Raw genomic sequence first — 22,179 nt, forward strand, 5'->3', positions numbered from 1 at the left:
AAAGCCTCCGCGGTGCCACCCCTTTTGAGCAAAGCTCCACTCTTTTTGATCCATGGCTCCCGGGTGTCTTCCCCCTATTCCCCATCCGCCAACGCTTTCAGTCACGGCGTTCGGCTCCCTTGGGCGGGAATACGGCTACTCCTCCCGTTCATAGCCCATATTGTGATTAGATTATAGCATAGGCTCGTCCCTTGTCAACGCAGAATCTCCCGGTATTTCCCCCGGATGGCGTCGATGCGCTCCAGATACAGCTTCACGTCCTTGGGATTGGGGTAACGCTGAATACGGCTCCCGGTGAGAATCTTTGTAATGGCCCCAGCTCCTAGGGCCAGCACCGAGGATAGATCGTCCATCATGCATACGTTATAAAGACACTCCTTATGTGGAAGGGCATAGCCCACATTTTCCAGGTTGCCCGCCATATACTTCTGACGGTAGAGATAGTAAGGGCGATACCCTCGATCCATGAGGGTTTCCCGCCCGTAATCCACCATACGGGCAACTTCCTCCTCCCGCTGATGCTGATAGCCCGCATCCGCCAGTTTGCTGCCCCGCTTTAACGCCAGGGTATGGATGGTAATGGATTCCGGCGCCAGCTTTAGCACCTCGGAAACGGTATAGCAAAACGCCTCGTATCCCTCCCCCGTAAGCCCTGCAATGAGATCGGCGTTGATGTGGTCAAATCCAAGCTCCCGGGCCAGGGCATAGGCAGCCACAATATCCTCCGGCTGGTGGCTGCGGGTAATGGTAGCCAGGGTAGCCCCATTCATGGTCTGGGGATTGATGCAAAGCCGTGTAACCCCATGGGTTCGGGCGGAAAGCAGCTTTTCGCGGGTGATGGTGTCTGGCCGCCCCGCCTCCATGGTAAACTCCACCCTGGAAAACAGCTCGGACGCACGGGATAACAGCCGTTCCAGCAAAGCGGGATTCAGGCTAGTGGGGGTTCCGCCCCCGATATATAGGGAGTTGACCGCCAGCCCCCGCTCTTGAATGGCCTCCGCAGCCGCCTCCATTTCCAGGATCATGGCGTCCACATAGGCTTCATGGACCGACTCCTTGGCAATTACCCCGGGAAAGCTGCAATAGTTGCAGCGGCTTACACAGAAGGGGATGCCAAGATACACTCCGATAGAGTGTTCCGGCACAGCCATATCCTCCTGAACCGCTAAAATCATCCGGCTCAGGGCCGCCCGGCATTGGGATACCCCAAAGGTCTCCTGCAGTACCCGTTCTCCCGGAAGCCCCATCTCCATGAGCTGGGCCAGCATCTTCACGGGACGAACCCCAGTGAGGCTTCCCCAGGGCTGCTCCCGGCCAGTTTTTTTAACAAGGGCCCAATACAGACCGAGCTTGGCGGTATACTTCACCAAGCGTTTTCCCGTAATTTCCCCAATGGGTGTCTCCGGATACTCCACCAAAAGGGCATCATCCATCCAAATCCGATGGTATTGCCCCTCCCGGAGATGACGGACCACATGATCCGTCTCCACCCTCTCCTCATAGACCACCTGGTCGTGGTAAAAAAGCCGGATGATCTCTCCCAGCTCGTTCTCAATTCCTGTTACATTGGTGATAACCGCTATCATCTATCGCTCCCGCAAATAACCGTTGTGCGCCGCCTCCATCTCCACGGTGGTATGTTCCCCGTGGCCGGGCAGCAAAAGGGTCTCCCCTGGCAATGTCAACAACCGCTGCCGGATGGAGGCGATCTCCTGTACCGTATCCCCAAAGAAATGATCGGTCCTGCCAATGGTCCCCCGGAATAGGGTATCCCCCGAGAACACCCGCTCCCCATCATAAAAACAACTGCTGCCCAGGCTATGTCCGGGCGTGTGAATCACCCGGAAACCCACCTGATCAAAACAAAGCTCCTCCCCGTCAAAGTAAGGGGTCGCCGGCACGTCATATCCCTCCCGCACCTGAAACAAGGTGGATAAATTCAAATCAGGATGCCGCAAGAAGTTTCGTTCACTATAGTGGACGTAGACCGGCAGCCCCTCTGTCCGAGAGAGAAGCTCCGGTAGCCCGCAGATATGATCGTAGTGAGAGTGGGTCAAAAGAACGGCATGGATCCGAATCCCCCGCCTTCCCGCTTCTTCCCACAGTTCATGGCAACCCAAGCCAGCATCGATGAGAACCCCGTCTCGGCCCTTGGCATATAGATAGGCCATGGACGCCGCCTTAGCGGTGTGCATGGCCAGGATGCTCACATCCTCCATGGATTAAAACCCCTTTCTGCTATCCAATAAAATGGTTACCGGCCCATCGTTTATAAGGGATACCTTCATGTCGGCCATAAAGATGCCGCCCTTTACCGGCACTCCCTCCTCCCGGATAGCCTCCATGGCCTGCTCGTAGTATTCCCGAGCCACGTCGGGATGGGCCGCCGTAATGTAGCTGGGCCGGCGCCCCTTGCGTGCGTCCCCCAGAAGGGTAAATTGGGACACCATCAAGACCTCCCCGCCCACGTCCAGAACCGAGCGATTCATTTTCCCATCATCATCTTCAAAAATGCGCAGAGTGGGAATTTTTTTCACCACATAGTCTAAATCGGGCTGGCCGTCCCCTTCCTCTACGCCCAAAAGAACCAGAAGCCCTGGTCCAATGGAGGAGACCAGCTTCCCCTCCACCGTAACGCTGGCTTCCAGCACCCGCTGTATCACACAACGCATGGCAATACGTCCTCCTTAAGTAGTGCTGCGGTACACCTCAACCACGTCTGGAATGCTCCGGAACACCCGGATGATCTCCTCCAGCTGTCCGATATCCTTGATCTGTACCGTGAAGTCAATCATAAAGGTATCGTTCTTGCCGGTCTTGGCGTTGACCCCAAGGATGGATACCCCCATATTGGACAGGATCCGGGACAGCTCCGCAAAAATGCCCATCTTGTTGACGGTAATGATCCGGATATCAGCGCTGTATCCCTGCTTTTCCGCCACAGCCCAGTCCACGTCGATCAGCCGCTCCCGGTCCAGCTCCGGTAGATTCAGGATGTTCAAGCAATCCCGGCGGTGGACGCTAACCCCCCGTCCCCGGGTGATAAATCCGATGATATCATCCCCCGGCACCGGGTTACAGCAGTGGGCCACCCGAACCAGCATATCATCATAGCCCTTTACCACGATTCCGCTCTCGGATTTCTTCTCCTGGGATTTCTTCTCCTCCGGCCGGGGGGAGGGCTCGTGAACGATTTCCTCCTTGTGCTCCCGCTTATACTCCTCGATGAGCCGGGCCAAAATCTGGTTGGTGGTAACCCCGCCATAGCCCACGGCGGAATACATATCTTCCTCATTGCCAAAGGTGTATTTGCGGTAGATCTTCTCCAGCCACTCGGGCTTTAATAGCTGGGTATAGAAGTCATATCCCAGGCGCTTTGCGGCCTTTTCCAGCATATCCCGTCCTTTAGCGATGTTCTCCTCCCGAAGGGCTCGCTTGAACCACTGCCGGATACGGCTTTTAGCCTGAGAGGTCTTTGCCACGTTGAGCCAATCCCGGCTAGGCCCCTTGGATCCGCTGGTAAGGATCTCCACCACATCCCCGGTTTGAAGCTGATAATCAAGGGGCGCGATACGGCCATTGGCTTTGCAGCCCACGCAGCTATCCCCCACCTTACTGTGGATACGATAGGCAAAGTCGATGGGCGTTGCTCCCCGCACCAGGGTAATAACCTCTCCCTTTGGGGTAAAGACAAATACATCGTCCGAGAACATATCCCCCCGGACGGTATCCAAAAACTCATGGGGATCCACGGTATCGGCCTGGAGCTCCTGCAGCTCCCGAATCAGGGAAAACTTCTTGTCAAAGTCGTCATCCTGCTTTCTGCCCTCTTTATACTTCCAGTGGGCAGCCACGCCGTATTCGGCGGTACGATGCATCTCAAAGGTACGGATCTGCACCTCGAACACCCCGCCGTCCCGGGAGATCAGGCTGGTATGAAGGCTCTGATACATGTTGCTTTTGGGAACGGCAATATAGTCCTTAAACCGGCCGGGAATGGGTTTATACATGGTATGGACGATGCCCAAAGCAGCATAGCAGTCGTTGACGCTGTCCACCAGAATGCGAAGCGCCATGATGTCGTACATTTCCCCTGGCTTTCGTCCCTGGCGCTGCATCTTTCGATAGATGCTATATGGCTGTTTCTCCCGCCCGGTGATCTCATGATGGATCTGTACCTCGTCCAGCCGATCGCTGATCTCCTGGATTCGCCGCTTTAAGAATCCGCGTTTTCCCTCTTTGAGGTGTTCCACCTCATCCAGGATATACTGGTATTGTTCCGGTTCCAAATACTTTAAAGAAAGGGTTTCCAGTTCACTCTTGATGGCGAAAATACCTAAGCGCGCAGCGATAGGTGCATAGATTTCGATGGTCTCCTGCGCATTTTTGATCTGTGCTTCGGGAGAAAGGGACTGGAGCGTTCGCATGTTATGAAGCCGGTCGCAGAGCTTAATTAGGATCACCCGTACATCCTTGGCCATCGCGACCAGCATCTTCCGCATGCTTTCAACCTGCGCTTCGGACTTGCTGAAAAAATTGAGGCGGTCCAGCTTGGTAACGCTGTCCACCAGCATGGCCACCTCCTCCCCAAAGTCCTCGCGGATGCTGTCCAGGGAAACGGAGGTATCCTCCACCACATCGTGGAGCAGGGCGGCACAGACGGTCTCGCTGTCCATACCCATATCGGCCACCAGCTGAGCCACTGCGATGGGATGGATCAAATAGGGCTCTCCGGACTTCCTTTTCTGTCCAGCATGGGCCAGACGGGCGGTGGACAACGCCTGCCTTATGAGGGCTTGCTCTTTCTCGTCCATGTACTGGGCTATGGTTCGCAGAAGCTTCCGTTCCATCTCTTCCATTCCATCACCTCCCCGCCAGTTTTGTGAGATGCCGGTATAGCTCGGTAGCGGTAATGTCCAGCTTTCCCTTCTGAGGGACAGCCTGCAGCCGGACGCCTTTCCCAGACCGGATTAGCCGGAAAAATCCAAGCTGCAGGAACTGGTATACCGCAAAGCTTACTGTTATTATATTTTCCCCCTGGATTTTTGCAAGAGCGCCGCAGAGCTGGTTCAGATCCCTGTGGGTGCGCTGCCCCGTCCCCATCGCCTCTCGGTAGATGGCGGCAAAGCGCTCCCGGGTCAAGAGCATCTCCCGGGCAAACCGTTGGACAAACTGTCCGCCGCCGCAATCGTAGACCTCCTGCTCACTATCGATCTCCGGCCGGATCCAGATCCCATCCAAATACACGATCCGCCCAAACCGCTCCATTCCGGATACAGGCTGCTGCGGCGCCAGCAAAAGGGTGTTCCGGCTATGCTGGCCATTGGAAAGGGCTCCAATGGCAATCTCCGGCATCAGATCCTCTCCCCCCTCCTGGCTTGTAAGCCAGGCGCAGAAATCCATAGCCGCCATAGGAGTCGCCGATCGTATCAATGTTCCAAATGGATTCTCCTCCAAAAGGAAGCCGATGTCCTCATAGGTCACCTCTTCCCCTTCGATCTCCTCCATGGGAAGGGCGGTTCCCGTCAAAAACGCCTTGACGCAATCATATCCCCGTTCCCGAAAACGGGACGTCAGATCCCGCTCATAGGGCTCGGCAGATTTAATGATAAAATTGGCGGATACATTTCCTCGAAAGTGCTCCAGTTCCAGGTTCCCCAGCATCCGATACCGCTGGCCTCCGTAAATTGGCCCTTTGCTCTCCGCCTTAAAGAGAATGCCTTCGGCGCTGTGTCCATTTTGGCACAGCCCCATTTTTAGATGGATGGCGGTCTTGCCAAACTCCCGGATATTCTCCACTTGGGCACCCTCCAACAAGAAGACCGGCACAGGGTTTCCACAGCCAAAGGGCTCCAATAGGGCCAAATCCCCGGAAAGGGCCAGCCCAATATCCTCCACCCCAATGGAGGCGTCATAGTCCTCCTGCACCATAAAATCCTCTCGCCCATAGTCGGAAAACAGAACATCCTCAAACCGCTGGATAAACGCGGGAATGTTCTCCTCATCCATGGTAAAGCCGCCCGCTTGGGCATGGCCGCCATAGCGGGAAAAGAGATCGCTGCACGCGGTCAGCACATGGTGGATATCCACCCCGCCAACGCTTCTTAAGGACGCGGTACACTTACCCTCCGCGTCGATACTGCCTACTACAGCGGGCATCCCAAACCGCTCGGTAAGGCGGGAAGCCACGATGCCTACCACGCCCTGGTGCCAGCCTCGGCCAAAGGCATATACTCCCCGGCGATCCCGGGGGGGATGCTCCGCCAGCTGGCGAAGCGCCTCCTTAAGTATTTCCTCCTCCATAGCCTGGCGTTTCGTGTTATAGCCGCAGAGGGTTCTGGCATATTCCTGTGCCTTGGAAGGCGTTTTCTCCAATAGAAGCCGATAGGCCAACATAGCGTCGTCCATGCGTCCGGCAGCGTTGATCCGGGGCACCAGCATAAACGCCACCTGGGTCGCCGTGATGGTCTCGTAATGAAGGCGAGCCTCCTCCAAAAGGGCGGATACGAACACAGGAGGATGCTGATTCATCAGCCGTAGGCCCCGTTTAACGATACTGCGGTTTTCCCCGGTGAGGGGGACGATGTCTCCGATGGTAGCGATGGCCGCCGTAGGCAGATAGGCGTCCGGATCGGCCCCCAGGGCCCTAGCAAGCTGGAAGGCCATACCGCATCCGCACAGCTCCCCAGCCCCTGCCGGACTCTGTACCTTGGGATTCAGCACCACGTTGGCGGGAGGCAACACCTCTCCAGGGGTATGGTGGTCGGTCAACACCACATCCACTCCCCGGTCCCGCAGGTATTGGATCTCCTCCATGGACCCGATTCCACAATCCACGGTAACAACAAGGCCAGTTCCCTCGCAAATCTGCTCCATGGCGGTAAGGTTTAAGCCGTATCCCTCCTGTGCCCGGCTGGGGATATAAGGTTCTACCCGGGCACCCATGGAGAAAAGACAGTCCACCAAGATGGCGCAGGCACTGATGCCGTCGCAATCGTAGTCCCCATACACCACGATGCGTTTTCCTTCCTCCACTGCACAGCGGATCAGCGCAACCGCCTCCTCCATGCCATGAAAGCCAAAGGGGTCGCAGAGATCCTCATAGTACAAAAATGTTCTGGCGGCCTCAGGGGTATCTATCCCCCGCGAGCAAAGGATGGAGGCGGCCATGGGACCGATTGACAGCTCCCGCTCAATGATAGCAGCCCGGGCCGGGTCTTCTTGGCCTGCGCCTCGTTTTCTCACTCTCATGGTTCCACCTCCCAGTCAACTTTTCGGTTAACAAAAAGCCCTTCATATGAAAGGCTTTCCGCAGATTTAGCTGGCCTTTTTGGCCTTGGGTTTCCGTTTGCCCAGAAGGAGGGTCCACATGGGGCCCGCGATTACCAGGCTGGAGTAGGTGCCGGCCAACAGGCCGACAATAATGGGCATAGCAAAGTTCTTGATGGAATCCGCCCCTAGGACGTAGAGCAGAACAATGGTCACCAGGGTGGTCAAGGAGGTATACATGCTCCGCGTAAAGGTCTGTTTGATGCTTTCATTGACCAACTGGGCCATGTCCTCCTTATACCCGGCCCGCTGGTTATCCCGGATGCGGTCAAATACCACGATGGTGTTGTTGATGCTGTATCCCACGATGGTCAGCACCCCGGCGATGAAAGTGCTGTTGACCTCCATCCGGGTGATGGCCACAAAGGCCAGCATGATAAATACATCGTGAAGCAGGCATAGGATGGCGGAAATCGCCGAATAGAATTCAAATCGGATGGAGATGTAGATCAAAATCAACACCCCAGCGATCCCCAAGGCCAACAGCGCATCCTTGACCAAAGCCATCACCGCTTCCGAACCCACCCGGTCCACCGTCTCCACGGAGGCGTCGGGATAGATGGCCTGAATCTCGGCCAACAGGGTATCCCGCAGAGCCACGTCGGCCTCCTCGCTTTCCAAAGGCTTGATGCGCACCACGGCAAAATTCTTTACTTCTCCTGCTCCGCTCTGCTGAACAGGCGCGTCAAAGACCCCGTTGTCCGATAAGATCCGTTCCAGGTCAGATACCTGATATTCCCCGCCCATATCATAGGTAATGATGGAGCCGCCGGAAAAATCGATGCCAAGGTTCAGTCCCATGGTCACAATGACGATGATGCCCACCAGAATGATGGCGGCAGAGATGCCCATAAACAACTTGGATTTTTCAACAATTTTCATCTCTCCACCCCCTATTTGGCGTAAAAACGCTTATCGGTAATGCCGATCTTCACCACCTGCTTCATCAAAAAGCGGGTGATGACCACGGCGGTAAGCATGGATACGCAGATGCCGATTGCCAGAGTATAGCCAAATCCCTTGATGGATCCAGTGCCGAAGATAATCAGCGTGCCGGCGGCGATCAGAGTGGTAACATTGCTGTCCAAAATGGCTCGGAAGGCCTTCTGGAACCCATTCTCCACGCTGGTACGGAGGCTTTTTCCACTCCGCATCTCCTCCCGAATACGCTCAAAGATGATCACGTTGGCATCCACCGCCATACCGATGGAGAGGATCACGCCCGCCACACCGGGCAGGGTCAGCTGTACTCCCGGCAGGGTCAAGATACAGAAGAAGGTAATGAGGATATAGAACATCAAAGCGATGCTGGCGATAAGCCCTGGCAGCCGATAGATGCACAGCATAAACAGGACGATCAGACCCACGCCAATGGCGCCGGCCAACACCCCCTTGCTGAGGGCATCCGCTCCCAAGGTCGCGCTCACGCTACGCACCTCGGATTCCGAAATCTCCAACGGCAGCGCGCCGCTTTCGATCTGCATTGCCAAAGTGGTGGCGGATTCCTGGGTAAATCCCCCCTGGATGATCCCCTCTCCGCTGGCGATGGTGTTGCTTACCGTAGCAGTAGAGATGACGCTGCCGTCCAGCTCGATGGTAATGGTCTTACTGGTTCCAGCATACTCGGCGGTAAGGGAGGCAAATGTCTTCTTTCCCTCGTCGTCCAGTTTGAAGGACACCACGTACTGGCCATCGCTGTATCCCGCCTGAGCGGATACGACATTGGCCCCTTCCATGATGACATTGCCGTCGTTGTCCTTCCACTCCAATTTGGCCGGGGTGGACAGAAACTGGCTTAGGGCCTGGGGATCGGTCTCGGTGGAGGGAATCTCCACCCGAATCTTATCGCTGCCCTGGCGCTGGACGGTGGCCTCGGTCATGCCCTTGGCGTCCAAGCGGTTGCGGTATACCAATACCGCCCCGTCCATCTTGGCTTCAAAATCCTCGATGGTAGGATCGACTGCCTGGTATACGGCATAAAAACCGCCCGTTAGATCCAGGCCCAGCTTCTGTTCTTTGATCAAAGTTGCCATGGGGCGTATCTCCCGGAGGCCAAAGGACACTCCAAACAGGGCGAGATACAATAGCACGGCAAGCAAGATAATTGTCACCGAAAGGGTGACAATGCCTTGCTTCTTCATAGGCGTAACCCTCCAACTCCTTCGCACCATGGGAATACAATGCGCATATTAACAATTATTATATGCCTTGCGCCCCCCTCCGTCAATCGCCCGGCACAACTTGTCCAGTAGCCATTCAGCCAAAAAATACCCTTCGTTTTTTAATATGCTTGAAGCCTATACAAAAGAAAAAGCCGGGCAAAGCCCGGCTTCCTTAAAACGCTATTTCTTTCCTTTGGGGCGTAATAATCCCAGCAGCAGTGCGTAGATCGCTCCCGCTACGCCACCCATAGCGATATCGGAGAGCAGCACGGGAATCATGCCCATCTCGCCGCCAATCAGGGACATCAGAAGGAAACCAAACGCCACATAGGCAATCCCGGCCACAATGCCCTTGATGATGCCTGGTTTTTTGTCCTTTTTGGTGGCCACCCAAACGGCTATAAATACCCCAACCATCTTTACCACCTGGTTTACCACGGGAATGGGCCCGCTCTCCATGGAAAAGGCCTTGATGGCAAATGCAAACGCCAGGATCGCAAAAATCGTAAACACGCCGGCAAAAACAACGCCTTTTACGATATCCCCGGCAGTGGTTCTTAGGATGGACCGGTCCTTCTTTTTATTCTTCTGGTTTTTATTCCGTTTCATAATTCGCCACCTCACCCTTCGCAACATAAGCATATGCGGGAAAAGGACGGCTTATGATAGAAAAAGAATCCGTCCCCTGTATAGGGGCACGGATCCCTTTCCCTCCGATCAAAAAGGAGCCCAAAAGGGCTCCCTATTTATTTCTTGGACTCTTTTAGGGCCGCATTGGTATCGGATTCCGCAATGGCGTCCGCCTCCACCTCGGCATCGCCCACGGTAGCGATCGCTCCTTTGGCAAAGGTGATCTGGCTCTTTACGGTGCCGCCGGTCTCCACCACAACGATATTATCCTTCACGGAAACCACCCGGCCGTGAATGCCTCCGATGGTTTTGACGTAATCCCCCTTCTTAAGGGCATCCATCATGGCCTTCAGTTCCTTCTGCTTTTTCCGGTTGGGGATGACGGTCATACAGATCATCACCACCAGGAGAATCAGAATCGGCCCCATGGAAGCCAACATATTCCCAAAATCCGCTGGCATGCTACAATTCCTCCTAAGTTACAAACTACCTGTTATTATATCAGAAACCCCCGGCCCGTCAACTCATTTTACAAGGCCGTCCAGATAGGCCCCGGCAAACTCCGGAAACCGATCCATGAGGATGGCCTCCCGAGCCCGCTGCATCAGCCGGATGGAATATCGCAGATTATGGGCGGTCACCAAGCGGGCGCCCAGGATCTCCTTGGCCACAAACAGATGGCGGATATAAGCCTTGGTAAATCCATTCTTGCAGGCATAGCAATCGCAGTTTTCATCGATGACGGTAAAGTCCCGCTTATACTTCTCGTTACGCAGGTTGATGCGCCCCTCATCCGTCAACGCGGCAGCGGTACGGCCCATGCGGGTCTGCATCACGCAGTCAAACATATCCACCCCTCGAAGCACGCCTTCCATAAGGCAGTCAGGGCTCCCCACCCCCATGAGATACCGGGGCTTGTTGGAATTCAGCAGGGGAATCGTAGCCTCCAGCATCCGATACATCACCGGCTTGGGCTCGCCCACCGATAGCCCGCCGATGGCGTTTCCGATGAACTCCATGGAGTCAATTTCCCTGGCGCTCCAGATCCGCAGATTTTCATGGATGCCCCCCTGGCAGATACCAAACAGAGCTTGACGGGGATTCTTGTGATGCTCCTGACACCGGGTAGCCCAGCGATGGGTTCGCTCCGTAGACCTGCGGGCGTATTCCTCTCCCGCTTCAGGAGGAATGCATTCATCAAACGCCATGATGATATCGGATCCTAGGTTGTTCTGAATATCGATGGACCGTTCAGGGGAGAAAAACTGAGGGCTTCCATCGATATGACTGCGGAAATGAACCCCCTCCTCCTCGATGCGCCGGGCATCCGAAAGGCTGAAAACCTGAAACCCACCGCTATCGGTGAGGATGGGCTTGGGCCAACGCATAAACTCATGCAGTCCTCCCGCCTCCCGGATCAGTTCACTGCCGGGGCGCAGGTTCAAATGATAGGTATTGGAGAGAATGATCTCCGCCCCCATGTCCAGAACCTCATGGGGAGACATGGCCTTAACGGTGGCCTGCGTGCCTACCGGCATATAGATGGGGGTATGAATCTCTCCATGGGGAGTATGTAAAATGCCGGCCCGAGCGCCGGACCGCTGGCAGCGATGAACAACTTCAAAAGAAAATTCCATGGTTCCTCCCAAATCCGTTTTATATTTCCCAGGCGTAACGACGGCATTAATCCGGACAAAACCGCCGCCCGTGCTACTTACTTGGCCTTATTTGATCGCGCAGCATAGCTCCATGCGGCTCTGTGCCCGATCCTTTAGCAAGAAGACGCTGAGCAAGCTCGCCAAAAAGGATAGGGTCTCCATCTGATCCTGGGTCCAATACCGGTTGTTTCTGCATTCGTCAAACCCGATAAACCCCCGGTTTTTCCCTCTGTCCCGGATGGCGCATTGGAGTACCGACTTCATCCTCTGGTCCTCCAAGATCCGCTTTAGCTTTTGGTCGTTCAAACGGGCCACGTTCTGACAACAGAATATCCCGCGCTCATCAAAGTTTTGGTAATAATCCCCCAATTCCTCGTATAAAACCCGCTGTAAGCTCTCCTTCTGCGGCACAATGCCGGCAGCGCACCATTCAAAGGTATTATCACAGGATAGTCCATCGGGTGAATCCTCAAAAATATAGACCCTGCTCACGTCAAATCTCCGGCCAATGATCTCCAGAAGCCGAGGAATGGCCACCTCGATATCGGTGGCATGGTAGAGGGAATTGAACACATAATCTGCCAGGGGCCTGCCAAAGGCGCCGGTCGCCCGGTCGGAATCAATGGCAGCCTGGGGCGGCGATGCGGCCAAATCCAGATTTGGACCGCCAAAGGTATAAAGGTCGGAAGAATAAAAGGCCATCTTATTCTTGCCCATAATCTTTGCCCGGTAAAGAGCCAGGTCGGCGTTATGGTACAGGGCCTGAAACGTCTCTCCGTCCTGGGGCGCCAGAGCGATGCCAACGCTGCAAGAGAGCCGTTTCCCTTCCCCAACGCCTCCGGGTAGCAATCGGCCAAAGGCGTTCAAAATATCCTGGGCTTTTTGCTGAGCAGCGTATGGATCGGCGGACCCCGTCATCAGGATGGCAAACTCGTCCCCGCCAATCCTGCCCACAATGTCCTCCTGGCGGAACAGTCCCTGGAGCATAGAAGCAATCTCCGAGAGTATGGCGTCCCCGCTCAGATGTCCAAACCGGTCGTTGACCAGCTTAAAATTATCCACATCCACCATTAGAAACGTACATCCACTGGCTTTCTCTATCTGCGTCAGCCGCTGTTCCATCAGGGACTCCGTGGTTCCTTTGTTGTAAAGCCCGGTCAGGGTATCCCGCTCTGCCTTGGCCAAAAGACGCTGGGTTTGGCGCTTTTCCTGGTCGATATCGATGACCACCCCGACCACCTTATAGGGCCTTCCCTGTCCATCGGTCAAAAGGGTAGCCCGAATCCGGTTCCAAAGATACCGGCCAGCCTGGTTGACAATGCGGAACTCCGCCTCCCCATAGGCCTCTCCGCTGGCCATGCGATGCATGATGTCCAAAAATACGTCCAAGTCATCGGGATGGATATGCTGGGAGTGGGGGATGCCCTCTTGAATCCCCTGGCTAACCGGCAGATAGCCAAAACGCTTCTCCCAGTTACTGGAATAGACCAGGGTATCGGCGGCAATATCCCACTCAAAGATCACATCGGTCGCCTGGTCCATGATGATCTGATACTGCTCCAGCCGCAGGCGCAGCTCCTCCCTCGCCTTCTTGGATCGATCGATATCCAACAGAATACAGCTTAAATACCGCTGGCCATCGGTTTTATGAACCAGCGTCCCACGGTCTAAAACCCATAGCGGGCGCCCATCCTTGCGAATGATTCTGTATTCCAGCTCCTGCCGGTCCTCTCGGGCAAGCTGGGCTTGCGCCGTCTTCCAACTGGTCTCCCGATCCTCTGGATGAACCATCTCCATGAACCGTCCCTGAAACAGCTCCTCCACCTCCTGGGCGGTATACCCAAACAGATCCAAAAAGCCCTGGCTGTATTGGATCAGCTGCAACTCCGGAGTAACCGAGCAGCTCATCACACCGCCAGGAAGGCTATCGGTGATGCTGCTCAACTGCCGGTCCCGTTCCTCCAACTGGCTGGCCCGCTCGTTCAGCAAACGACGCAGGGACTCCACATTTTCAGCGGATAGGCCCCGAGGAAAAAAGTCCCCGTCCAGCTGGTCGCTGCTGGGAGTAGACATATGGATCTGCCGCAGAAGGATCGCTCCCCCCTTCCGGACGCACAGCAGGGAAACCCGTACCATCAGGTTCAAGCTCTGATCGTTTTCCCGTTCTTGAAGGGCGATAGAACCCTGTACCAAACACAGGTCGGGCGCAAGCTCTTGGACGTCATATTTATAGCCCAGCACATCAAACGTGCCCTGATACCCCTGTGCCTCCGCGGAAAGCAGACGGATGGCGTCCTCCCGTCCCCGGCAGATCTCCTTCTCACCCGTGCCGATCCAGCAGATTTCCGGATCCATTAGCTGGAGAACGCCCAATAGATCCCGCTTGTTAAAATAGAGCCCCTGAACTTTCAGAATAAACTCCATACATTCCCGTTCCAAACGGGTCATTTCCCTCTTTTCCCCCATGGTTAGTCCTCCCAACCAAAATAACGCCGTTCAAATTCCTCAAGGGAGATGGGCTTTGAAAAAACGTACCCTTGAACCAAATCGCAGCCCGCCTCGCGCAAAAACGCCATCTGTTCCATACGCTCTACACCTTCGGCCACCGTTCGCATCTTCAGGTTTCTGGCCAGACCGATGATGCCCTCTACCACACGCCGGCTCCGCGCATCCTGTTCTCCCACAAAAAACTCCCGATCCAATTTCAGCACATCCGCCGATACATCCTTTAACACATTCAAAGAGGAATAACCGCTCCCAAAATCGTCCATAGCAAAGCGAAATCCCATATCGTGGATCTGCCCAACCACCTTTTTCAATGCTTCCAAGTTCTCAAATACCAGGGTTTCCGTTAATTCCAGTTCAATCAAATCCCCCGGCACTCCGTACCGTCTTTGAATCTCCTGGTACTTTTTTAAAAACTCCGAATCGCGCAGATGCGCTCTGGATAGATTCACCGATACGGGTATCCCCTCAATTCCCCGCTCCAACCAGCGCCTCAATATCCCGCAAACCTGCTCAAACACATATAGATCCATCCGTACGATAAAGCCATTCCGCTCCATCACCGGTATAAAATCGTTTGGCGGCACCAGCCCTCTTTCTGGATCTCGCCAGCGTACCAGGGCCTCAGCTCCCGCTACACGTTCCTCCTTTAACGCAACCTTAGGCTGGAGATAAACCTCGAACTCCCCCTCCGCAAGCGCCGTCTCCATCCGGTTTGCAATTTCCTTTTCCCGCAACAGCCGCTCCTGCTCCACTCCCGAATAAAAAGCGCACCGGCACAGCCCTTGCTCCTGCTCCTCCGCCTTCCGCTTTCGGGCCACGTTGGCGCGATCCTGGATCGCGATCATACTCAGCTTCGGCTCATCGATCACATATACGCCCACCGATATCGGCAAAAAATACTTTTGCTTTTGTTCCCTGTTAAACGCGTTAAAGGCCTCCGCCATCTCCGTCAAACGGCTTCGCAGTTCCGTCAGGTTCCCGCCTTTCAGCAGCAGATAAAAGGTATCTGCCGCAATCCGGGATACCAGTTCTCCCTGTTTTAGGCGCGTGCGTATCACATCATGGAGGTGCCGTAGCACCCGATCCCCCGCCTGACTGCCAAAGAGATCATTCATCAGCTTAAACTGACGGATATCCAAGGACGCAAGCGCATAGGTTCCTGGCGTAGCGTTCCGGATCAGAGCCTCGGCCTTCCCGTTGAACCAGGCCTGGCTCATTCCGCCCGTCACCGGATCCACATAGGCGATTTCCCATAAGCGCCTCTGGTTCCTGCGCTGGATGGACATCAGCGCTAAAATCAGCGCAAGGAACGCCAGCACAACGCATATCGTAATAAAAATTGCTTGCTGGATGATCTTCTGCTCGCTGACTCCCGCGGCATTGATGGGTACCACCGAAAGCAAATACCATTGGTTCATCTCAAGGGGAACATAGGCCATGGCCTTATGGATGCCGTCCTCCAAGGAAAAATACAGGATTCCCGTAAGGCCCGCGGCAATATCCTCCTTGACGGCCGGAATGGAATAGCCGGAGTCCAAAACCCCCTGTTGCTCCAACACAGCAAAATAATTATCGCCCCCAATGGGTTCAACGATCGGATTGGGAGAGCGTACCACAAAATCCCCATTGATGTCGATGATATGGCAAAAGCCCGCGCCGCCAAAGCTCTCCACATTAAGGGTGTTGCGCAGAGTCTCGGTGGTGTTGCTGGCGGCAACTACCCCCGCAAGTTCTCCATCCAGATACAGTGGAACCGCAAAGATGATGACCTCTTGTCCATCGTCGGTGGAAATCATGGGGCCGGAGGCGCCCCTTCCCTTTTCCAGCGCAGCTTTCAAAAACGGCTGACCGCCAAGATCTAAACGGGTCCCGCGCAGAGTCTCTCCCCGGCCGGTTTCATCTAAAACCAACAGCCGCAAAAAGCCGTAATCCTTTTCCATCTCCCGGAAATATTCAGGCCGTTTTTCCTCCGAAAGCCGAGGATAGGTATCTGCAATGGCTTCCAATGCAGTAAAGGTCGATTCAATTCGGTCGTTTACCATGGAGCTGACATGATGCGCAATTTCCTGCAGATATCGGTTGGTTTCCTCTTTCATAGAGTCGCGAAGCGTATCGATATAATAGGCTCCAATGGAGACAAGAAGAAGTCCAACCAAAGCAAACACACATAAAACGGCGCGAAAACTTCGTTTTGGGCCCGGGGTATTCTGCGTGATGTTCACCTCTTCTCCCTTTGGCGCCTGTCAATTAGATTAACGTACAGCTGTTTCATTTTACAGGAATACCGGGGCGTTTACAAGTTGGCAAAAGTTTTGCAATCATTTCTACATATTGTCAAATTTGGAAAAAATTAACCTTCTTTCCAAATGGAGGAGCTGCGTTACAATAGAATAGTGGCAAGCGCCCCTAGTTCGGAGGTAACGTATATGGAATATGGATATGTGCGGGTTAGCGCAAAGGACCAAAATGAGAGCCGGCAGCTTGTGGCAATGGAAGAGCTGTCCATCCCCAAACGCCGGATCTACGCGGACAAGCAAAGCGGAAAGGACTTTAACCGACCCGCCTATCAGCGACTGATGAAAAAGCTACGGCCGGGGGATGTACTCTATATCCACAGCATCGACCGTCTCGGCCGCAATTATGACGAGATCATAGACCAGTGGCGGTATATCACCAAGGAAAGGCGGGCGGATATCGTAATCCTGGATATGCCTCTTTTGGATACCCGAAAAAAGGATCAGGACCTGACTGGCGCTTTTATTGCCGACCTCGTCCTCCAGATTCTGTCTTATGTGGCTCAAACCGAGCGGGAAAACATCCGCAAGCGCCAAGCCGAGGGTATCGCCGCCGCAAAACAGAAGGGCGTCCGGTTTGGCCGACCGGAAAAAATCCCCCCCGAACATTTTGATGAGGTTTGCAGCGCCTGGCGAAAGGGGGAAATCAGCGGGAGAATAGCCGCCCAGAGGTTGTCGGTATCCCCTCGAACCTTCTACAAATGAGCGGACGCTCTGATCTCCAACCCCAAGCGAAAAAAAGCCGCCCAGCAAAAGCAGGCATCTGCGCAGTCCAAAGTTTCGTTGCAATAATCAAAAAGGAAAGCATCCGCTTTCCTTTTCTTAATTAATCCTTCAAACAGAGGGTGGCGTCCCCGTAGGAGAAAAACCGGTATCTCTCCTTTACCGCTTCCCGATAGGCAAAAAGAGTCCGTTCCCTGCCTAAAAACGCGCTGACCAGCATGATAAGAGTGGATTGCGGCAGATGGAAATTGGTTACCATACCATCCACCACCTTCCAGCGATAGCCGGGATAAATAAAAATCCCCGTGTCCCCCTCCATGCCCCGGAGTGTTCCATTCTCCTCCGCCGCGCTCTCCAGCACCCGGATGGAGGTGGTGCCCACAGCGATCACACGACCGCCCTTCGCCCGAGCAGCGTTGATCCGCTCCGCCGTATCTGCGGGCAGGATAAAATGTTCCGTATGCATATGATGCTCTCGGATATCCTCTGCCGACACCGGCCGAAAGGTGCCCAGCCCCACGTGAAGGGTCACCAGTTCCACCAATATTCCCTTCTCTCCAATGCGCTCCAGTAGCTCTGGGGTAAAATGAAGCCCCGCCGTGGGAGCGGCAGCACTTCCCGGATCCTTGGCATACACCGTCTGGTACCGCTTCGGATCGTTGTCCTGCTTCTTGATATAGGGGGGCAAGGGCATTCTTCCCACCCGGTCCAACACCTCGTAGATGTTTCCCTCATGGATCAGCCGGAGGATCCGTCCGCCCGATTCGGTCTTGTCCAAAACCTCCGCCCGCAGCTCCGGGCCAAAGGACAGTACATGACCCGGCCGGATCTTATTCCCCGGACGCACCAGCGCTTCCCAGCAAGCGCCGTCCAAAGGGCGAAGCAGAAGCGCCTCACACTTGGCGCCAGTACCCTCCTTCTCCCCCAGGAGGCGGGCGGGGATCACCTTGCTCTGATTGAGTACCAGTACATCCCCGGGATTAAGATAATCGACCACATCGGAAAACATCCTATGCTCGATCTCCCCTTCCCGGTGGATTACCATAAGCCGGCTATGGTCTCGCTGCTCCGCCGGGGACTGGGCAATCAGCTCCTCTGGAAGCTCGTAATCATAACTTTCCGTTTTATATCGATCCATTATCACTACTCCAATAGGCTAAGCTGATCCGGCGTGCCGTTTTGGTCCCCCTTATGATAGGGCAAGCCCAAATGTCGATAGGCGAGGGGGGTAGCCACCCGTCCCCGTGGAGTCCGCATTAAAAATCCAAGCTGTAAAAGAAAGGGCTCGTACACATCCTCAATGGTAACGGCTTCCTCGCCGGTGGCGGCGGCCAGGGTATCCAGTCCCACCGGACCGCCTCCAAATTTATGGATCATGGAAAGCAGAATATCCCGGTCGGTGCGGTCCAGGCCCAAATCGTCCACCTCCAGCATGGAAAGGGCGCTTTGGGCTACCGATAGAGTGACAATGCCATCATGAATAATCTGGGCATAGTCCCGAACCCGGCGTAAAAGCCGGTTGGCGATGCGCGGCGTCCCCCGGCTGCGGCGGGCGATTTCCTGGGCTCCCGCCTCCTCGATATCAATCTGGAGGATCCTGGCGGACCGGGTGACGATCTGCGTTAATTGATCCACCGTATACATCTCCAGCCGGTTTAAGATACCAAACCGATCCCGCATGGGAGAGGTCAGCATTCCAGCTCTGGTGGTGGCTCCCACCAGGGTAAAGGGATTTAGGGTCAGCCGCATGGTCTTGGCGCTAGGGCCCTTGCCAATGACGATATCCAGGGCGAAATCCTCCATAGCGGTGTAGAGCTTCTCCTCCACGTTGTGATTCAGGCGATGGATTTCATCGATGAACAGCACGTCATGGGGCTGAAGGTTGGATAGGATCGCCGCCAAATCCCCATGGTGCTCAATGGCGGGGCCGGTGGTCACGCGAAGACTCACCCCCATCTCGTTGGCGATGATGTTGGCAAGGGTGGTCTTACCCAGGCCGGGAGGGCCATACAGCAAAACGTGGTCCAGAGCCTCTCCCCTTTGTTTTGCAGCCTGGATGTAGATGCTCATGCTCTCCTTCACCTTGTCCTGTCCAATATATTCCGACAGGGACATGGGCCGGAGGCTCTGTTCAATATCGGTATCCTCCATCCGCATGGAGGAGGTGATCAGCCTATCGTCGTCCATATTCTATGCTCCTCCCTATTTGCGGTCCAGGGCACGGAGGGCCCGCATCGCCATTTGCTCGCTGGTCCCCCCATCGGCTTTGACCAAGGCCACAGCGGAAGCCGCGTCCGGAGTGGCGAATCCCATAGCCTCCAGGATGGCCACCGCCTCGGCAATGGCGCCGCCGTCTGCGGCTCCAGCAGGAGCGGCGTCCGCTCCCAATGCCGCCGGATCCACCTTGCCCTTCAGTTCCAGAATAATCCTCTGCGCCGTCTTTTTCCCAATACCGGATACCCGAGAAAAGGCGGAATCATCCCCGGTGGCGATGGCAAGAGTAGCCTCGGCGGGGCTTAGCACACTTAAAACCCCCAGGCCCATTCGGGGTCCTACCCCGGACACCGAGATCAGCCGCCGAAACATGGCCTTCTCCTCCTGGGAAAGGAACCCAAAGAGGCTCATCTCATCCTCCTTTACCACCAAATGGGTATATAGAACCGCTTCCTTTCCCTCGGAAAGGCGGCTTAGGGTGCCGGTGGGAGCAAAAATTTCATATCCCACTCCGCCCACATCCAGGGCAAGGCTATCGTCAAAAAGCTGGGCGACGGTTCCCTTCATAAACGCGTACATAGGGCCTCCTATATCTTAAAGGACTCAGGCATATCGCTGGTATTGGCATGACAAATGGCTACCGCCAAAGCGTCGGCGGCATCGTCTGGCTTGGGAATCTCCCGCAGGTTTAAAATGGTTTTCACCATGGTCTGCACCTGGTGCTTGTCCGCCCGGCCATAGCCAACCACCGCCTGCTTTACCTGAAGGGGAGTATACTCGTACAGCTCCTCGGTGTTGAGAGCGGCGGATACCAAGGCCGTTCCCCTGGCCTGGCCCACCAGCAGGGCGGTTTTCACATTTTTGTTAAAAAACAGCTCCTCCATGGCGATGGCATCGGGGCAAAACCGTTTGTAAAGGGCCTGAACTCCGTCATAGATGCGCAACAGCCTCTGGGGCAAGCGCAGGTCAGCTTCGGTAAAAATGCAGCCATAATCGATGGGTTTCATGGCGCCGCCGCGCTGATATTCTATAACCCCATAGCCCATGATCGCAAGGCCAGGGTCGATTCCCATGATGATCATCATTCCACTCCCTAGCGGATCTGTCCTTGGCCGTAGATCACATATTTATAGGTGGTCAGCTCCTTAAGACCCATAGGCCCCCGGGCATGGAGCTTTTGGGTACTGATACCGATCTCCGCCCCCAGGCCAAACTCTCCACCATCGGTAAACCGAGTGCTGGCATTCACGTAGACCGCAGCGGCATCCACAGCCGCCAAAAAGGTCTGGGCGCTGTCATAATCCCGCGTCACAATGGCCTCGCTGTGCCGGGTACCGTGGGCGTTGATATGCTCCACCGCCTCCGGCAAACCATCTACAACTTTGACGTTGAGAATCAAATCATTGTACTCGGTATCGTAGTTTTCCGGGATCGCGGCCACGCCTTTTTGAGCATACGGGAGGGACCGGGCGCAGCAGCGCAGTTCCACATTACGCTCCTCCAGCATGGGGAATACCATGGGCAGGAAGACATCGGCAACATCCCGATGCACCAAGAGGGTCTCCATGGAGTTGCATACAGAAGGCCGGGACACCTTGGCGTTGACGGCGATCTCTGCTGCCATCGGAAGGTCCGCGCTGGCGTCTACAAAGGTATGGCAAACCCCAACGCCAGTTTCAATGACGGGAACGGTGGCGTTCTGCACCACACTTTGGATGAGGCCTGCGCCGCCCCGAGGGATCAGCACATCGATATAACCGTTCATCCGCATCATCTCTTGAGCCGCTTCCCGGCTGGTATCGGAAAGAATTTGAATCCCTCCCTCGGGATACCCCGCAGCCTGGGCCGCCCGGTCCATAACGCCAGCGATGGCGAGATTGCTGTGGATGGCCTCCTTGCCTCCCCGCAGAATACAGGCATTGCCGCTTTTCACGCATAATCCAATGGCGTCGGCAGTCACGTTAGGCCGGGCTTCAAAGATGATGCCGATGACCCCCAGCGGTACCCGCCGCTTGCCGATGTTAAGGCCATTGGGCCGCTCCACCATGTAATCGGTCTCGCTGGTAGGATCAGGAAGGGCAATCACGTCCCGCAGTCCCTGGGCCATAGCTGCCACCCGCGCTTCGTCCAGCCGAAGCCGATCCAGCATCACGGGGGGAACACCGTTTTCCCCGGCTGCCTCCATATCCAGGGCGTTGGCGGCCAAAATCTCCTCCATATGGTCCATCAGCGCCTGGGCCATAGCCGAAAGCACCCGGTCCTTCGCCTGGGTTCCAAGGGTATTCAAGCGCAGGGCCGCCGCCTTAGCGGCCTTTCCCATGGCGGTCAATTCCATATCCATCACTCCCCATTTTGTTTATTATAGGGGAATCCCTTCCCACAATCAAGGGAGCAGAACAAGGAATCCAAACGATTGTTCTCCTTCCTATTTCCCCTCGCCCATCCTTCAATCCTTCTTCATGAGCGCCCTCTTTCCATCAACTAGAATTCCTAGAGAACCATCGTCTTTCAATCGAGTCGTTGCCCCTGACCGATTGTCCGCCATTGGCCCAGTTTGTCCCTACTTGGCCAAAAATGGCCCGATTGCGCCTATAAGAGTACGGAAAAAAACAAAAAACTCCAGCAGCGCAAAAAGCTGCCGGAGTTTTTGAATTTTCAGCG

The 22,179-nt window shown here is 55.2% G+C and carries 18 protein-coding genes; 1 reads left to right on the plus strand and 17 read right to left on the minus strand.

Annotated elements, in window-relative coordinates; translation table 11 throughout:
• Positions 1–194: 194 nt before the first annotated feature.
• The 12 genes from hemZ to KP626_RS02595 form a co-directional block, all read right to left on the minus strand.
• Entirely contained in the window at positions 195–1,586 is a 1,392-nt protein-coding gene (hemZ, locus tag KP626_RS02540; protein WP_395978032.1) for a coproporphyrinogen dehydrogenase HemZ, read from the minus strand.
• Positions 1,587–2,219: an MBL fold metallo-hydrolase gene (locus tag KP626_RS02545; RefSeq protein ID WP_395978034.1), complete on the minus strand. Its 633-nt coding sequence runs from the start codon at positions 2,217–2,219 to the stop codon at positions 1,587–1,589.
• A 3-nt stretch (positions 2,220–2,222) separates the two neighbouring features.
• The gene (gene dtd / locus KP626_RS02550) at positions 2,223–2,672 is read right to left on the minus strand and encodes a D-aminoacyl-tRNA deacylase (protein ID WP_395978036.1); all 450 of its coding nucleotides are present in this window, start codon (positions 2,670–2,672) and stop codon (positions 2,223–2,225) included.
• 15 nt (positions 2,673–2,687) lie between these two features.
• Positions 2,688–4,859 carry a RelA/SpoT family protein gene (locus tag KP626_RS02555; RefSeq protein WP_395978038.1) on the minus strand — a complete coding sequence of 724 codons (2,172 nt, stop codon included), beginning with the start codon at positions 4,857–4,859 and terminating at the stop codon, positions 2,688–2,690.
• A gap of 4 nt (positions 4,860–4,863) precedes the next feature.
• On the minus strand, positions 4,864–7,251 hold the full coding sequence (gene recJ, locus KP626_RS02560; protein ID WP_395978040.1) for a single-stranded-DNA-specific exonuclease RecJ: 2,388 nt from the start codon (positions 7,249–7,251) through the stop codon (positions 4,864–4,866).
• A gap of 66 nt (positions 7,252–7,317) precedes the next feature.
• A complete protein-coding gene (secF, locus tag KP626_RS02565) occupies positions 7,318–8,211 on the minus strand; it encodes a protein translocase subunit SecF (protein WP_395978042.1) in 894 nt (297 codons plus the stop codon).
• Positions 8,212–8,222: 11 nt separating this feature from the next.
• Positions 8,223–9,470 carry a protein translocase subunit SecD gene (secD, locus tag KP626_RS02570; RefSeq protein ID WP_395978044.1) on the minus strand — a complete coding sequence of 416 codons (1,248 nt, stop codon included), beginning with the start codon at positions 9,468–9,470 and terminating at the stop codon, positions 8,223–8,225.
• A 201-nt stretch (positions 9,471–9,671) separates the two neighbouring features.
• Positions 9,672–10,100, minus strand: coding sequence for a TIGR04086 family membrane protein (locus KP626_RS02575; RefSeq protein WP_395978046.1), 429 nt, complete (start codon positions 10,098–10,100; stop codon positions 9,672–9,674).
• 137 nt (positions 10,101–10,237) lie between these two features.
• On the minus strand, positions 10,238–10,582 hold the full coding sequence (gene yajC / locus KP626_RS02580) for a preprotein translocase subunit YajC (protein WP_395978048.1): 345 nt from the start codon (positions 10,580–10,582) through the stop codon (positions 10,238–10,240).
• 63 nt (positions 10,583–10,645) lie between these two features.
• On the minus strand, positions 10,646–11,758 hold the full coding sequence (gene tgt, locus KP626_RS02585) for a tRNA guanosine(34) transglycosylase Tgt (protein ID WP_395978050.1): 1,113 nt from the start codon (positions 11,756–11,758) through the stop codon (positions 10,646–10,648).
• 87 nt (positions 11,759–11,845) lie between these two features.
• Positions 11,846–14,245, minus strand: a complete 2,400-nt coding sequence (locus KP626_RS02590; protein ID WP_395978052.1) for a diguanylate cyclase — start codon at positions 14,243–14,245, stop codon at positions 11,846–11,848.
• A 2-nt stretch (positions 14,246–14,247) separates the two neighbouring features.
• Complete coding sequence (locus KP626_RS02595; protein ID WP_395978054.1) at positions 14,248–16,443, minus strand: EAL domain-containing protein; 2,196 nt, start codon at positions 16,441–16,443, stop codon at positions 14,248–14,250.
• 270 nt (positions 16,444–16,713) lie between these two features.
• Here KP626_RS02595 and KP626_RS02600 point away from each other — a divergent pair, with 270 nt between their 5' ends.
• The gene (locus KP626_RS02600) at positions 16,714–17,286 is read left to right on the plus strand and encodes a recombinase family protein (RefSeq protein ID WP_395978056.1); all 573 of its coding nucleotides are present in this window, start codon (positions 16,714–16,716) and stop codon (positions 17,284–17,286) included.
• 121 nt (positions 17,287–17,407) lie between these two features.
• Here the strand turns inward: KP626_RS02600 and queA are convergent, their stop codons facing one another.
• The 5 genes from queA to KP626_RS02625 are packed head-to-tail and all read right to left on the minus strand — an operon-like array spanning position 17,408 to position 21,853.
• Complete coding sequence (gene queA, locus KP626_RS02605; protein ID WP_395978058.1) at positions 17,408–18,442, minus strand: tRNA preQ1(34) S-adenosylmethionine ribosyltransferase-isomerase QueA; 1,035 nt, start codon at positions 18,440–18,442, stop codon at positions 17,408–17,410.
• A gap of 5 nt (positions 18,443–18,447) precedes the next feature.
• The gene (ruvB, locus tag KP626_RS02610) at positions 18,448–19,491 is read right to left on the minus strand and encodes a Holliday junction branch migration DNA helicase RuvB (protein ID WP_395978060.1); all 1,044 of its coding nucleotides are present in this window, start codon (positions 19,489–19,491) and stop codon (positions 18,448–18,450) included.
• Between the two features lie 15 nt (positions 19,492–19,506).
• Complete coding sequence (gene ruvA, locus KP626_RS02615) at positions 19,507–20,097, minus strand: Holliday junction branch migration protein RuvA (RefSeq protein WP_395978062.1); 591 nt, start codon at positions 20,095–20,097, stop codon at positions 19,507–19,509.
• Positions 20,098–20,105: 8 nt separating this feature from the next.
• Positions 20,106–20,600, minus strand: coding sequence for a crossover junction endodeoxyribonuclease RuvC (ruvC, locus tag KP626_RS02620; RefSeq protein ID WP_395978064.1), 495 nt, complete (start codon positions 20,598–20,600; stop codon positions 20,106–20,108).
• A gap of 11 nt (positions 20,601–20,611) precedes the next feature.
• Positions 20,612–21,853: a glutamate-5-semialdehyde dehydrogenase gene (locus KP626_RS02625; RefSeq protein ID WP_395978066.1), complete on the minus strand. Its 1,242-nt coding sequence runs from the start codon at positions 21,851–21,853 to the stop codon at positions 20,612–20,614.
• Between the last annotated feature and the right edge of the window lie 326 nt (positions 21,854–22,179).

Source organism: Christensenella sp. MSJ-20, assembly GCF_044357945.1.
Taxonomy (GTDB): domain Bacteria; phylum Bacillota; class Clostridia; order Christensenellales; family QAND01; genus QAND01.

What these genes read in the sequence shown, in the direction of transcription:
- ruvA (WP_395978062.1), bottom strand. Translation starts at nt 20,097, where the DNA reads ATGTACGCGTTTATGAAGGGAACCGTCGCCCAGCTTTTTGACGATAGC.
- hemZ (WP_395978032.1), bottom strand. Translation starts at nt 1,586, where the DNA reads ATGATAGCGGTTATCACCAATGTAACAGGAATTGAGAACGAGCTGGGA.
- KP626_RS02600 (WP_395978056.1), top strand. Translation starts at nt 16,714, where the DNA reads ATGGAATATGGATATGTGCGGGTTAGCGCAAAGGACCAAAATGAGAGC.
- ruvC (WP_395978064.1), bottom strand. Translation starts at nt 20,600, where the DNA reads ATGATCATCATGGGAATCGACCCTGGCCTTGCGATCATGGGCTATGGG.
- tgt (WP_395978050.1), bottom strand. Translation starts at nt 11,758, where the DNA reads ATGGAATTTTCTTTTGAAGTTGTTCATCGCTGCCAGCGGTCCGGCGCT.
- KP626_RS02590 (WP_395978052.1), bottom strand. Translation starts at nt 14,245, where the DNA reads ATGGGGGAAAAGAGGGAAATGACCCGTTTGGAACGGGAATGTATGGAG.
- KP626_RS02555 (WP_395978038.1), bottom strand. Translation starts at nt 4,859, where the DNA reads ATGGAAGAGATGGAACGGAAGCTTCTGCGAACCATAGCCCAGTACATG.
- dtd (WP_395978036.1), bottom strand. Translation starts at nt 2,672, where the DNA reads ATGCGTTGTGTGATACAGCGGGTGCTGGAAGCCAGCGTTACGGTGGAG.
- KP626_RS02545 (WP_395978034.1), bottom strand. Translation starts at nt 2,219, where the DNA reads ATGGAGGATGTGAGCATCCTGGCCATGCACACCGCTAAGGCGGCGTCC.
- secD (WP_395978044.1), bottom strand. Translation starts at nt 9,470, where the DNA reads ATGAAGAAGCAAGGCATTGTCACCCTTTCGGTGACAATTATCTTGCTT.
- ruvB (WP_395978060.1), bottom strand. Translation starts at nt 19,491, where the DNA reads ATGGACGACGATAGGCTGATCACCTCCTCCATGCGGATGGAGGATACC.
- yajC (WP_395978048.1), bottom strand. Translation starts at nt 10,582, where the DNA reads ATGCCAGCGGATTTTGGGAATATGTTGGCTTCCATGGGGCCGATTCTG.
- recJ (WP_395978040.1), bottom strand. Translation starts at nt 7,251, where the DNA reads ATGAGAGTGAGAAAACGAGGCGCAGGCCAAGAAGACCCGGCCCGGGCT.
- KP626_RS02625 (WP_395978066.1), bottom strand. Translation starts at nt 21,853, where the DNA reads ATGGAATTGACCGCCATGGGAAAGGCCGCTAAGGCGGCGGCCCTGCGC.
- secF (WP_395978042.1), bottom strand. Translation starts at nt 8,211, where the DNA reads ATGAAAATTGTTGAAAAATCCAAGTTGTTTATGGGCATCTCTGCCGCC.
- queA (WP_395978058.1), bottom strand. Translation starts at nt 18,442, where the DNA reads ATGGATCGATATAAAACGGAAAGTTATGATTACGAGCTTCCAGAGGAG.
- KP626_RS02575 (WP_395978046.1), bottom strand. Translation starts at nt 10,100, where the DNA reads ATGAAACGGAATAAAAACCAGAAGAATAAAAAGAAGGACCGGTCCATC.